This is a genomic window from Anoxybacillus sp. CHMUD (assembly GCF_013096965.1).
GTDB lineage: Bacteria > Bacillota > Bacilli > Bacillales > Anoxybacillaceae > Anoxybacillus > Anoxybacillus kestanbolensis_A.
In genome coordinates, this window is the sequence record NZ_SDLG01000007.1 from 41,023 (window position 1) to 55,838 (window position 14,816).

Annotated in this window: 8 protein-coding genes; all 8 read left to right on the forward strand. The window is 42.8% G+C overall.

The features are described 5' to 3' along the window. Positions 1 to 12 precede the first annotated feature (12 nt). Positions 13 to 1,020, forward strand: coding sequence for a type I glyceraldehyde-3-phosphate dehydrogenase (gene gap / locus ETB99_RS06560; RefSeq protein ID WP_077429733.1), 1,008 nt, complete (start codon positions 13 to 15; stop codon positions 1,018 to 1,020). Between the two features lie 518 nt (positions 1,021 to 1,538). After that, positions 1,539 to 2,723, forward strand: coding sequence for a phosphoglycerate kinase (locus tag ETB99_RS06565; protein ID WP_043967836.1), 1,185 nt, complete (start codon positions 1,539 to 1,541; stop codon positions 2,721 to 2,723). 17 nt (positions 2,724 to 2,740) lie between these two features. After that, positions 2,741 to 3,496: a triose-phosphate isomerase gene (gene tpiA, locus ETB99_RS06570; protein ID WP_006322696.1), complete on the forward strand. Its 756-nt coding sequence runs from the start codon at positions 2,741 to 2,743 to the stop codon at positions 3,494 to 3,496. Next, positions 3,493 to 5,028, forward strand: a complete 1,536-nt coding sequence (gpmI, locus tag ETB99_RS06575; protein ID WP_171700247.1) for a 2,3-bisphosphoglycerate-independent phosphoglycerate mutase — start codon at positions 3,493 to 3,495, stop codon at positions 5,026 to 5,028. The genes tpiA and gpmI overlap by 4 nt, the downstream gene beginning before the upstream one ends. 19 nt (positions 5,029 to 5,047) lie before the next feature. Then, on the forward strand, positions 5,048 to 6,343 hold the full coding sequence (gene eno, locus ETB99_RS06580) for a phosphopyruvate hydratase (protein WP_094240472.1): 1,296 nt from the start codon (positions 5,048 to 5,050) through the stop codon (positions 6,341 to 6,343). A 1,525-nt stretch (positions 6,344 to 7,868) separates the two neighbouring features. Continuing rightward, a complete protein-coding gene (locus ETB99_RS06585; protein ID WP_483860844.1) occupies positions 7,869 to 14,075 on the forward strand; it encodes a DNRLRE domain-containing protein in 6,207 nt (2,068 codons plus the stop codon). 2 nt (positions 14,076 to 14,077) lie between these two features. Beyond that, the gene (locus ETB99_RS06590) at positions 14,078 to 14,401 is read left to right on the forward strand and encodes a hypothetical protein (RefSeq protein ID WP_006324135.1); all 324 of its coding nucleotides are present in this window, start codon (positions 14,078 to 14,080) and stop codon (positions 14,399 to 14,401) included. Between the two features lie 109 nt (positions 14,402 to 14,510). After that, positions 14,511 to 14,720 carry a hypothetical protein gene (locus ETB99_RS06595; RefSeq protein WP_171700248.1) on the forward strand — a complete coding sequence of 70 codons (210 nt, stop codon included), beginning with the start codon at positions 14,511 to 14,513 and terminating at the stop codon, positions 14,718 to 14,720. Positions 14,721 to 14,816 lie beyond the last annotated feature (96 nt).

Consider the following 14,816-nt stretch of genomic DNA (forward strand, 5'->3'; position numbering starts at 1 on the left):
AGGACAAAAACGATGGCAGTAAAAATTGGTATTAACGGTTTTGGTCGTATCGGCCGTAACGTATTTCGCGCAGCATTAAAAAATCCTGAAATTGAAGTGGTTGCAGTTAACGACTTAACAGATGCAAAAACGTTAGCACATCTTTTAAAATATGACTCTGTTCACGGCACATTAGATGCAGAAGTGTTTGTAAACGGCAATAACATCGTTGTAAACGGAAAAGAAATTATCGTCAAAGCAGAGCGCGATCCAGCAAACTTAGGATGGGGCGAACTTGGTGTTGATATCGTTGTTGAATCAACAGGACGCTTCACAAAACGCGAAGACGCAGCGAAACATTTAGAAGCAGGCGCGAAGAAAGTCATCATTTCTGCACCAGCGACAAACGAAGACATTACAATCGTGATGGGCGTAAACCAAGACAAATACGATCCAGCAAACCATCATGTCATTTCAAACGCATCTTGTACAACAAACTGCTTGGCGCCATTTGCGAAAGTATTGCATGAAAAATTTGGTATCATTCGTGGTATGATGACGACTGTTCACGCGTATACAAACGACCAACAAATTCTTGATTTACCACATAAAGATTTACGTCGTGCGCGTGCAGCAGCTGAATCGATCATTCCAACATCAACAGGTGCGGCAAAAGCAGTAGCACTTGTATTGCCTGAATTAAAAGGAAAATTAAATGGTATGGCGATGCGTGTACCAACACCAAACGTGTCCGTTGTTGACCTTGTTGCTGAACTTGAAAAAGAAGTTACTGTTGAAGAAGTAAACGCAGCGTTAAAAGCAGCGGCAGAAGGTGAATTAAAAGGCATTCTTGCTTACAGCGAAGAGCCATTAGTTTCTCGTGACTACAACGGCTCAACAGCTTCTTCAACAATCGATGCCCTTTCAACAATGGTTATGGAAGGTCGCATGGTGAAAGTTCTTTCTTGGTACGACAACGAAACAGGATATTCTCACCGCGTTGTTGACCTTGCTGCATACATTGCGTCAAAAGGTTTATAATTTTTTGGATTGTTTGCCCAAAACGGTTTATAATAAATAGTTGGACATACCGAGAAGGGGAGCGGGGATCATCCCCACTCCCTTTCTATGTATCACACGAATAAGGAGGCCTTTCCGTCAACTACCCCCACTTAGCTAACGCTTGAAGTGAGGGCTTGCAACTCCCCAGAAGTGCAAACGGACTTCGTCCTCCTTCCTTGACTTGGGGTTGCATCAGGGGCAGGTTGACGACTACCCAACGACGCAGGTCATGCCTGCATCGTTACCGATTCTCTCGGTGTGTCTGTTGGCAGTACTTGGCTTCCACACACAACAGACGGATCCACGCTCGATGTTTTACGGTTACAACGTTTCCTGTAACCAACTCCATACATCGAGTAGCAGTTATTGGAGTGCCTTTATTGAACGGTTTTCTCCACGCCTTTATTATATCATACACAAAAGAAAGGGGGAACGCGCATTCCTCTCCCACTTACTCCCTTTGGTCGTTGAAGTGGGAGTCTCCTGCGCGAAATAGGATGAACAAAAAAACCGTCCGTGACATTGATGTGAAAGGGAAACGTGTATTTTGCCGCGTCGATTTTAACGTGCCAATGCAAAACGGTGTCGTCACTGACGATACACGCATTCGCGCCGCGCTCCCAACGATCCAATATTTAATGGAACAAGGAGCGAAAGTCATTTTAGCGAGCCACCTTGGTCGTCCGAAAGGAAAAGTTGTTGAAGAGATGCGCTTAAATGCTGTGGCAGAACGTTTAAGTGAATTGCTTGGCAAGCGCGTCGTGAAAACAGATGAAGCGTATGGCGATGCAGTGAAAGCTGCGATTGCTGAAATGAATGAAGGCGATGTGTTATTGCTTGAAAACGTACGTTTTTATCCAGGTGAAGAGAAAAACGATCCAGAGTTAGCGAAAGCATTCGCAGAACTGGCAGATGTATATGTCAACGACGCGTTTGGTGCAGCACATCGTGCGCATGCATCGACAGAAGGTATTGCCCATCACTTGCCTGCGGTAGCTGGATTTTTGATGGAAAAAGAAATTGAAGTGTTAGGAAAGGCATTATCGAACCCAGACCGTCCGTTTACCGCAATCATCGGTGGTGCGAAAGTAAAAGATAAAATCGGTGTGATCGAAAACTTATTAGACAAAGTCGATAATTTAATTATCGGTGGCGGATTAGCTTACACATTTGTGAAAGCGCTCGGCCATGAAATCGGAAAATCGTTATTAGAAGAAGATAAAATTGAATTAGCAAAATCGTTCATGGAAAAAGCGAAAGAAAAAGGCGTCAACTTCTACATGCCTGTGGATGCAGTCGTAGCTGACGATTTTTCAAACGATGCGAATAAAAAAGTTGTTAACATCGATGAAATTCCAAGTGATTGGGAAGGACTTGACATCGGTCCGAAAACACGCGAATTGTATCGCGATGTGATTTTGAAATCAAAACTCGTCATTTGGAATGGTCCAATGGGCGTATTCGAAATGGACGCGTTTGCTGAAGGAACAAAAGCTGTTGCTCAAGCGCTTGCCGATGCGAAAGATACATATACGGTCATCGGTGGCGGCGACTCGGCAGCAGCGGTTGAAAAGTTCGGACTTGCAGACAAAATGGATCACATTTCTACAGGTGGCGGTGCGTCGCTTGAATTTATGGAAGGTAAACAACTTCCAGGTGTCGTCGCGTTAAACGATAAGTAAGAAAGGGGATTAAAGCGATGCGAAAGCCGATTATTGCAGGAAACTGGAAAATGCATAAAACGTTAAAAGAGGCGCTTCAGTTTGTGGAAGAAGTAAAACATGAGGTTCCTTCCAACGAGCAAGTGGACGCCGTTGTATGTGCCCCAGCCCTCTTTTTAGCGCATTTAGTTGAGGCGACAAAAGGAACAAATGTAAAAATTGGTGCGCAAAACATGCACTTTGAAGATCAAGGGGCATTTACAGGTGAAATTAGCCCCGTTGCGTTAAAAGATCTCGGTGTGGAGTATGTTATCATCGGGCATTCCGAACGCCGTGAAATGTTTGCTGAAACAGATGAAACAGTCAACAAAAAAGTGCTTGCGGCATTTAAGCACGGACTTGTGCCAATCGTTTGTTGCGGGGAGACATTAGAAGAGCGTGAAAGCAATCGCACAAATGAAGTCGTTCGTGTACAAGTTGAAAAAGCGCTTGAAGGCTTAACAGAAGAACAAGTAAAGCAAGTTGTCATTGCCTACGAGCCAATTTGGGCGATCGGAACAGGGAAATCGTCCACAGCAGAAGATGCCAACAACGTATGCGGCTACATTCGCCAAGTCATTGCGAACAAATTCTCACAAGAAGCAGCTAATGCGGTACGCATTCAATACGGTGGTAGCGTAAAACCAGAAAATATTGCTGCATTTTTAGCGGAAGAACATATTGACGGAGCGCTTGTTGGTGGTGCGAGCTTACAACCACAATCGTTTTTACAACTCGTGGAGGCAGGAAAATGAGCAAAAAACCAGTAGCATTAATTATTTTAGATGGCTTTGCTCTTCGTGAAGAAACATTTGGCAACGCGGTTGCACAAGCGAAAAAACCAAATTTCGATCGTTATTGGAACGAATATCCACATGCGACATTAACGGCATGCGGTGAAGCGGTCGGTTTGCCAGAAGGACAAATGGGGAACTCGGAAGTCGGTCACCTAAACATCGGTGCTGGTCGCATTGTGTATCAAAGTTTAACGCGCGTGAATATCGCCATTCGCGAAGGTGAGTTTGAGCGCAACGAAACATTTTTAGCAGCGATGGATCATGTGAAAAAACACGGAACAAATTTGCACATTTTCGGTCTTCTTTCTGACGGTGGTGTGCATAGTCATATTAACCATTTATTCGCTTTACTCAAGCTCGCCGCAAAAGAAGGCGTCAAACATGTGTATATTCACGGCTTTTTAGACGGACGTGACGTCGGTCCACAAACAGCGAAAACGTACATTCAACAGTTAAATGAACAAATCGCACAAATTGGTGTCGGTGAAATCGCTACATTATCCGGTCGTTATTACTCCATGGACCGCGATAAACGTTGGGAGCGCGTAGAAAAAGCGTATCGTGCGATGGTGTACGGTGAAGGTCCATCATACCGTGATCCGCTTGCATGCGTTGATGATTCGTACGCCAACGGCATTTATGACGAATTCGTCTTGCCGTCTGTGATCGTCCGTGAAGACGGAACGCCAGTCGCAACGATTCAAGATAATGACGCGGTCATTTTCTACAATTTCCGTCCTGACCGTGCGATTCAAATTTCAAACACGTTTACAAACGATGACTTCCGTTCATTCGATCGTGGACCGAAACATCCGAAAAACTTGTTCTTCGTATGCTTAACGCACTTTAGTGAAACAGTAAAAGGGTACGTGGCATTTAAGCCAACGAACCTTGATAATACGCTCGGTGAAGTATTGTCACAAAACGGATTAAAACAGTTGCGCATTGCCGAAACAGAAAAATATCCGCACGTTACATTCTTTATGAGCGGCGGACGTGAAGAAAAGTTCCCTGGCGAAGAGCGCATTTTAATTGACTCGCCAAAAGTAGCCACATACGATTTAAAACCAGAAATGAGTGCATACGAAGTAACGGACGCTTTACTGAAAGAAATTGAAGCAGACAAATTCGATGCAATTATTTTAAACTACGCAAATCCTGATATGGTTGGTCATTCTGGAAAATTAGAGCCAACGATTCGAGCGGTTGAAGCGGTCGATGAATGTTTAGGAAAAGTCGTCGATGCGATTATCGCCAAAGGTGGTATTGCGATTATTACCGCAGACCACGGAAATGCGGACGAAGTATTAAATCCAGACGGCAGTCCGAATACGGCGCATACGACAAATCCGGTTCCGGTCATCGTAACGAAAAAAGGCATTACGCTTCGCCAAGATGGCATTTTAGGGGACTTAGCGCCAACGATGCTTGATTTGCTCGGATTACAACAACCGAAAGAAATGACAGGAAAAACGTTAATTCAAAAATAAACTAAAGGAGAGATGAACGATGCCAACAATCATTGACATTTATGCTCGTGAAGTATTAGACTCTCGTGGCAATCCGACAGTAGAGGTAGAAGTATACACAGAATCAGGTGCATTCGGACGTGCCCTTGTACCAAGTGGAGCGTCAACAGGTGAGTATGAAGCGGTTGAATTGCGTGATGGCGACAAAGGTCGCTACCTTGGTAAAGGTGTATTACAAGCAGTGAAAAACGTAAACGAAGTCATCGCGCCAGCATTAATTGGTAGCTACGATGTGACAGAGCAAGTTGCTATCGACCGTGCATTAATTGCGTTAGACGGTACAGAAAATAAAGGAAAATTAGGTGCAAACGCAATTCTAGGCGTTTCAATGGCTGTTGCACGCGCAGCTGCTGACTATTTAGGCGTTCCTCTATATCAATATTTAGGCGGATTTAATGCAAAAACGTTGCCTGTTCCAATGATGAACATTTTAAACGGCGGTGCGCATGCGGATAACAACGTCGATATCCAAGAATTTATGATTATGCCAGTTGGCGCACCGAACTTCCGTGAAGCGCTTCGCATGGGAGCAGAAATTTTCCATAGCTTAAAATCAGTATTAAAAGCAAAAGGTTACAACACAGCAGTTGGTGATGAAGGCGGATTTGCGCCAAACTTAAAATCAAACGAAGAAGCGCTTGAAACAATTATCGAAGCGATTGAAAAAGCAGGCTACAAACCAGGCACAGAAGTGATGCTTGCGATGGACGTTGCTTCTTCTGAGCTTTACAATAAAGAGACGGGCAAATACCATTTAGAAGGCGAAGGCGTTGTGAAAACGTCAGAAGAAATGGTTGCTTGGTATGAAGAACTTGTCAACAAATATCCGATCATCTCGATTGAAGACGGCTTAGACGAAAACGACTGGGCTGGTCATAAGTTATTAACAGAGCGCCTTGGCAAAAAAGTTCAACTTGTTGGTGACGACTTGTTCGTAACAAATACGAAAAAATTAGCACAAGGTATCGAACAAGGTGTCGGCAACTCGATCTTAATTAAAGTCAACCAAATCGGTACGTTAACCGAAACATTCGAAGCAATCGAAATGGCGAAACGCGCAGGCTATACAGCAGTAATTTCTCACCGTTCTGGTGAAACAGAAGATAGCACAATCGCCGACATCGCCGTCGCAACAAACGCAGGCCAAATTAAAACAGGTGCGCCATCACGCACAGACCGCGTCGCAAAATACAACCAATTGCTTCGCATTGAAGACCAATTAGGCGAAACAGCAGTGTACGATGGAATAAAAACATTCTACAACTTGAAGAAGTAATAGATGAAGGATGCCTCATGTGGGCATCCTTTATTTCTAGTTTTTCTTTTCTTTTGTATTATTGCACTATAATGACAATAAATATGAGAAAAAGTAGCACATCAATAACCCAATCGAGGGAGTATGTTTTTAAAAAATCTTTTGCGGTACTTTTTATGACTAATAATAAAAGACTAACGATTAACCCTATGATAACGCCTGTCATGGTAGTAAATATAATTTTTGCTTTACTCATTTTTGTATCCCTCTGTTGAATTTATATCGTTTTATCAAATAAGGATGTCTTCGTATCAGGATTAATTTTGTTTTTGTAGTTTGTTGAAAGTTCAGACTAGACAAATGAGTGCTTCTCATGGTCAACAAGTTAAGGAAGCAGCGACATTTGTCACAGTCCTAAAATATTAGAATTTATTTCGTGTATTGTCAATTGGCATTCTATCAAATCAAATACATCGGAATATGCGAAATTGGAACTCAATCTAAAAGATTGTCCTCGGTGGATTCATCAGTAGGCGCAGTTAATGTCTCATTGTACTTTTCTTGAATAAAGTGTAATCAAATCCTCCAAAAAAATCATTAATTGTTCATCTACTCCTCACATTTCTCATAGCGGGATGATCTTACAAAACAATTGAAAAAAACAACCGTTATCGCTATTGTCTGAAAGGTTAAGTGATAAAATCGATTTCTGTCGAACAATGACGAAATTTGTTTGTCGAAAAATATTGCGAGTATGTTTTTTATAGCATAAAATCTCCTCATGCAGCTCGAATTAGACAACTTAGGATTGATAAGGAGAGAAAACATGAGGCATCTAAGAACATGGTTTGTTTGGTGGTTAGTATTTTTATTAGTTTTTACGAGTATTCCTATGGAGGGATTGGCGGAGTTCGTCTATTCTAAATCTGACAATGCGATGAAACAATCACCTCTTAAAGTACCAGAAGCGCCCAGCATAAACTTGAAGCCGGGAGAGCTGATAGGGGAACGAACAGAGAATACGAAAGTGTATTACAATGGTGATGGTACGTTTACCAGAAAAATTTTCTTTGAACCGATTCATATTAAGAAAAAGAACGAAAAACAATTTGAGGAAGTTTCCACTTTCTTCATCGACCATCCCAATCATGTTCAAGCAGAGAATACGATTTTGGAACCTCGTTTTTACAAGAAAATGGTGGATGGAGAATATGCAAAATTTCTGTATAATGAATATTTCATTTCTTATTCTATTTTAGAAGCATCAGGGAATGGACTGAAGCCGATTCAAGCGAAAGATGTTCCCGCTATTTATAAGAAAAAAGACAATAAGATTGTGCATAAAAATATTTTTCCAAATATAGACTTGCAAAATATCGTATTTAACGAATCAACGAAAGAAGATTTAGTTCTTCACTCTTTTACGGGCTATCACATTTTCAAATTTCGTTTGAAAACCGATTTGCATGCCAATATTCAAGACGATGGATCGATTTTATTTACAAACAAAGAAAATGAAAAAGTATTTGAACTCCCTAAACCATTTATGGTCGATTCGAATATCGACGAACACTCGGGAGAAGCACAGCGCTCGGAAAATGTAACATACGAACTTCAACAGGATGATCAAGGGTATATTTTAACGGTTAAAGCTGATCCGCAGTGGTTGAAAGATCCGAAGCGCGTCTATCCGGTTTATATTGACCCTAGCACTTCTGTTGCTATTGCTACCGATGCATTTGTCATGAGCGCCTACCCGACGACTAACTATGGTTCTGCATCAAGTAAATGGGATTCGGCGCAAGGACAATATGTGTTAAAAGTCGGTTATTATGATGGAACGACAGGGACTTGTTACGGATTTTTAAATCCTGATACATCAAATATCGAAAATATGAATGTGACGAGTGCCACATTCAACGTGTATGTGACACACTCATACTATGCAACAACAGCAACCGGCTTATGGTTAGATGCGGTCAATGGTTCATGGTCTGCGAGCACCTTAACATGGAATAATAAACCCTCTTCCACGAACATTGGTAAAGTCGATGTGGCAAGAGACCAATGGGCGCAATTCGATGTGACGAACACCGTCAAAGCGTGGGCATCAGGGACCAAACCAAACTATGGATTGAAACTCCATACGAATGGAAATGGACAAACGTATTGGAAAAAAGTTGTTTCCACTACGAACAGCAGTTATAAACCATATTTGTCTGTTACGTATACGATACCAGTTCCCGATACGCCAACAGGAACGGCCTTCAGTAATGGGGATGGCACAGGATATATCAATTTATCATGGGATCGGGTTCCTGGCGCTGTGGGTTATAAAGTTTGGATTTATAACGGGAAATCATATGAAGCGTTTGATGTAGGCAATGTTACTTCCTGGAGTACAAAAGGGAAAAAAATTTGGCCGACCCCTTCTGAAATTAGTGCTGGAAGATACGATCTGCATCAAGATCAGTTAGGGACGGAGTTGGCTGTCGATCCTTCCCCAGTCTATCGAAATTCAGGCGGAAGTTATCCAAACAGCAAGAACTACTGGTTCCGAGTCAGTGCGATTTTTCCTCAAGGCGAAAGCGCCATGTCAGGCGCGTATATGCCGACCATTCCGAATTTGGCAAAACCATCTGCTCCGACGGGGGTAAGTTATACAAACGGAAACGGAACAGGATATATCGATTTCAAATGGAATCCTGTGAGTGGAGCGACGGGGTATAAAATTTGGATTTTTAACGGTTCCTACTATGAATCGTTAGATGTCGGGAACGTCACTTCTTGGACAACGAAAAACAAAAAGTATTGGCCAACCTCTACGGAAATTCAAGCAGGTAGATATAAGTTGCATTTAAATGACGGTCTCGGCACAGAATTAGCTGTTGACCCGTCTCCAGTCTATGCTAATGCGGGAACGAAATATGCAACGGCTACCAACTACTGGATTCGAGTAAGCGCCTATAACTCTCAAGGGGAAACCGTCTTTTCGGATGCGTATATGCCTCGTATTCCGGATTTGCGAGTGCCGCCAGCGCCTTCCGGATTTGCTTACAGCAATCAATCGGGGAGCAACTCGGGTTATGTCATGTTAGACTGGGATAAGATTCCTGGAGCGACAGGGTATAAAGTGTGGATTTTCAATGGACTTTACTATGAAGCATTTGATGTAGGAGACGTGGACCATTGGACGACGCAAAACAAAGGAATTTGGCCAACGCCGGAGGAAATCCAACAAGGGGATTCCAGCACCTTAACGCTGCATCATGATGGACAAGGATTGGAACTTCCGAAAGATCCTTCCCCAATGTATGCGAAAATGGGGACCAAATACGCGACAAGCCCCCATTACTACTTCCGACTCAGCGCCTACAATGCGGATGGGGAAACGGTATTTTCCAGCAATGCCTTGACGGTGAACATTCCGGAAGCGAATGAGTATTTAGGAAAAGAAGAGTACTGGTCCATCATTGATGTTCCGTATGGCAGCGTGAATGCCGCTACGGGTAATCTCATGATAGATGAACAAGATGTTTCGATTTCAGGTAGGGGGCTAGGACTTGGTCTATCCAGAACCTACAATAGCTTGTCTCCATGGACCGGTTTATTCGGAAAAGGCTGGCACAGCGATGCGGAAATGAATATCGTCACGCAAGGAAATGAAGCGCGATTGACGGATGAAGACGGGACGCTTCACATATTTATGAAACGAGCCGACGGAACATACCAAGCGCCAACCGGTGTTTATTTGGAGCTAAGCGAGACCGCCACTGAGTGGATCGTGAAATCGAAAGATCAAACGAAAATGTATTTTAATAAAAGCGATGGCAAGTTAACCAAAATGGTCGACGGTCATGGAAACGCAACGACGTACGGTTATTCGAATGGAAAGCTTACGTCGATTACGGACGCATCGGGAAGAAAATTAGACATTCAGTATCGTCCAGACGGAAAGATCGAAAAAATCATAGGCCCGATGAATCGGACGGTGACATATGGCTACACGAATGATTTGTTAACGACGGTGACTCAGGCGGGCGGAGAAGTGACAAGATATGAATACAATGAGATTGATCGTCTAGTCAAAGTATTCGAGCCGACACATACGGAGGATCAGCCAGTTGTCAATCAGTTCGTGTACGACGGCGACAGGCTTAGTCAAGTACGTGATTCCGAAGGCCATGTATACACATTGACCTATGATCCAACGGAACGGCGATTGCTCATACAAAAGCCGAATGGCCGCAAAACTCAATATACTTTCAACGAGGCTGGTAACCCGATTGAGGTTGTGGATGACGTAGGCGGCTTAAATATTACAACGAAATATGTGTATGAAGGCAACAATTTAAAGGAATCATACGATCCGAATGATGTTGGGGCCACTACACCGACGGAATCATATACGTACGATGCGAATGGAAATGTGTTAACAGCGAAGGATAGCTATGGGACCGAAATCTACCAGTATAATCCAAATAACGATGTCATCTCCATGACAGATACAGAAGGCGACAAGACAACGGTTGCGTATGATGGCTTAAATCCAGTATCCGAAACCGATCAATCGGGAAAAACGTCTTCTGTAGCGAAGTACGATTCCTATGGAAATGTGATTGAAGAAAGTGACGCATTGGGCAGTGCGACCAATTTACTCTCTAATCACGGCTTTGAACAGGGAACGACCGCTTGGACTGTGCTTCGTTCGTATGATTCCGGGCAGTTACAGGAAGATACGAATGTTTATAATGGGTTGACGGGACGAAAAACGTTAAAAATCACAGTGAATTCGACGTCGCCTAGTGCAGAAGCCGGTTATGTGGCCGCTACGCAAGAAATTGCGGTAAAACCGAATGCGACATACACATTAAGTGGAAAAATCAAAACAAATTTAACGAAAGCCAGTGCGTTCTTTAATGTTGAATTTTTAGATAGCCAAAATCGTCGAATTTCTTGGACGGACAATCGTTATAGTCAATTGGTAGGCACAAGACCTTGGACAGAGCGGCAAGTGACGTTTACCACTCCTTCGAATGCAGCCAAAATTCGCGTCTATTTAGAGGTCGATCATAAGTCTCCAGATGCTTCCGGAGAAGCCTGGTTTGATAATGTTCAATTGGAAGAAGCGCAGGTTTCTTCCAGCTACAACCCAGTTGTAAATAGTAGTTTTGAAGGAACCACCACGAATTGGAGTGGAACAGGAGGAAGCGTAGATTCTACGCAATCATTTGATGGAGGGTACTCACTAAAAATATCTAGAACAAGCACCACGCAATCGGCAAGTGAGTATAAGCAGACCATCATCGTTGGCCAAACATCTGGTGATGCACCAATTAACCTTACGCTTACTGGGGTTTCGAAAGCTGAAAATGTAAAAGCCAATGGCACAGTGAGCGCAAGCGATTATGCCATTACGGCTAAAGTATACTTTGTGGATGGAACGACCCAAACGTATACCGCCGATTTCCCTACTGGCAATCAAGATTGGAACCGTGCCGCCGTTTCGATTCAACCTTCCAAGCCAATTGATAAAATCGACATATCCGCTGTCTTCCGCGGCAATTACACGGGAACGGTATGGTTTGACGCGATCCGTTTAATGGAAGGAAACGTGGTGACGAAAAACAAGTATGATGCAAGCGGAAATTATGTCACGGAAGAAGTGGATGAAGAAGGCTATGTGGCGAAAAAGAATTATGATGCCGTAGGAAACCTGTTAAGCGAGTACGATAAGAAAGGAAACAAGAAAGAGTACACGTATGATTTATCGGATCGCTTAAAACAGCTGTTGTTAGCGAACGGTACTTCCGTCAACTACGATTATGACTTAAATGGCAATATGACTTCAAAAGTCATTCGAACCAGCGACGGCCAGTCTCAAACATTTGCCTATTCTTATGATGCGACCGGTAAACTCATGAAAACCGTCGGTCCGTTGAATGATGTGACAACGAATGAATATGATGCCAACGGAAATAAAATCAAAACGGTTTTGCCGAAAGGAAACACGATTCAATGGACGTATGACGGAACGGAACGGGTCAAAACGATTTCTTACAACAACGTTCCGTATTACGAATTTAGTTACGATAAAAACGGAAATGAACTTTCTGTAAAATACTTAAAGGACGGCATGACCAAGACAAGAACCTTTGATAAAGCAAATCGGGTCATCGAACAATCTGACCGTGGAGGGGTACAAAAGTGGACCTATCCGACGACATCGGATAAATTACAGCAGTTGATGTTCTCTCATGGGTCCTTTAGCCAAACGATCCATTACCAATACAATGCCTTGGATCAAAATACGGTCGTCCAAGATGGAACGTATACGTACCGCTTTGACTATGACGAGAGAGGAAACGTTCGCACCTTCACGACGGGAAACGGAGCCGGTTCGACCTTTACGTATGATGACCGCGGCTTAGTGGAAAGCGTTTCGATCGGTACGGCGGACGGAAAAGAAATTTTATCGGAAACGTACCGTTACGATGAAAACGGCAACCGGACGAAAGTGGAATCCCCAACGGGGGAAACGACCGTCTACCGTTACGATGCCCTAGACCAATTAGTGGAAGAGCAGCTTCCAGATGGTACAAAAGTCGAATATGCCTATGACGGATTCGGAAACCGGAAGCAAATCGTGAAAACCAAGGATGGGCAGTCGACGACGACCAATGCCGATTATAACGCTGCCAATCAGTTGGTTCGTTTTGGAACAGAGACAATCTCTTATGATGCCAACGGCAACCGTCTCGAAGATGGAAAATATCAATACGAATGGAACGAAGCGGACCAATTGGTTTCTATTACGAGAAAAGGAGAAAGCACTCCTTTTGTGACGTACAAATATGATGAAGACGGCCGGCGCATCCAAAAGAATGTAAATGGCGTCATTACGAACTACCATTACCAAGGCGACAGCCTGAACGTCTTATATGAAACCGATGCAAGCGGCAGCGTTGTGCGGTCGTATGTGTACAGCGCCGATGGCCAACGCCTGGCGATGAAGCAAGGCGGCGTGACGTACTTCTACCACTACAACGCGCATGGCGATGTCATCGCCCTAACGGATGCGCAAGGAAACATCGTGGCCCGTTATCAATATGATGCATGGGGGAACATTCTTTCCCAATCCGGCGCATTGGCGGACGAAAATCCATACCGATATGCGGGATACCAATATGACCAAGAAACGGGTCTGTACTATCTGATTGCCCGATACTATCATCCAACGCATGGCGTGTTCCTTTCTTTGGATCCAGACCCAGGGGATGAAGATGATGTTTTAACTCAAAATGGCTATAATTACGTAAGTAATAATCCTGTAATGCTAACGGATAGTGATGGGCGTAATCCTTACCTTATAGTTGCTGCTTATGTTATTGTTAGAGTAGGTACTAAGTATGTTGTTAAAAAGGTTATTAAAAAGAAAATACCTAAAAAAATAAAGGTAAATAAAGGAATTTACAATCGTAAAAAACATTACGGAAATGGTACTAGAAAGAGTGTAAGAGATGCAGTTTTAAAGAGAGATAATTATACTTGTCAGTATTGTGGTAGAAAAGGGGGTAAACTAGAGGTCGATCATAATCCATCATTAAAGCAGCATTATTATAAGAAAGGGTATGCCATGTCTAGAAAGGCACGTATAAAATATGCCAATAATCCAAAATATCTAAAAACTGCTTGTCAAAGATGTAATCGTAGTAAACAGGAAAGATATTATCCTGATGAATGGAGGCCATGATAATGAACGACTATGAAATACTTTTTCAAAAATATGTAAAAGAATTAAAAGAGGCAATTGAAGAAGAAAAGGAATTTTTAGATCCGAATCTTGACAAAGAGAGATATGAATACGAATTAAGTATTAGCGGAAGAGTAATTGCCGTATTTAGGAAATATTGGTTTGAGTGTGACAAGTTAAACGATAATGAGGAAAATGAATACTATGTAAATCCAAAAGATTTTTGTGTTGATTGGTTGTCAGGTGAACATGAGGAGCTATTTAGAATTATTGAAAAAATGCCATATTATCCAATAGGAATAGACGAACATGGAAATTATGTTTAAAAAAACAGCTGTAATATGGGCTATCTCATGATTTATGAGATAGTCTTTTTATTTTCCGTGAAAATGCAGGACTGACGCGAGATTTTCATCCCCGGGTGGAGAGCAAAAATTGCTCATGGAACTTTTCCGTGAAAATGCAGGACTGACGCGAGATTTTCATCCCCGGGTGGAGGGCAAAACGTTGCCCATGGATCTTTTCCGTGAAAATGCATGCGCCCCGATGAGTCATTTTCATGCCCGGGTGGAGAGCAAAAATTGCTCATGGAACTTTTATGTGAAAAAAATGAATAGAAAACAAAGAAAAAATTTAGGTATATAGGTTGTAATAAAGAATTTCCGATCTCCATGTCCCGTCTTTATCACCTGACAAGCTGGCACGGTGACAAGAAGAGCGAACAATGCCATGTAAAACAAA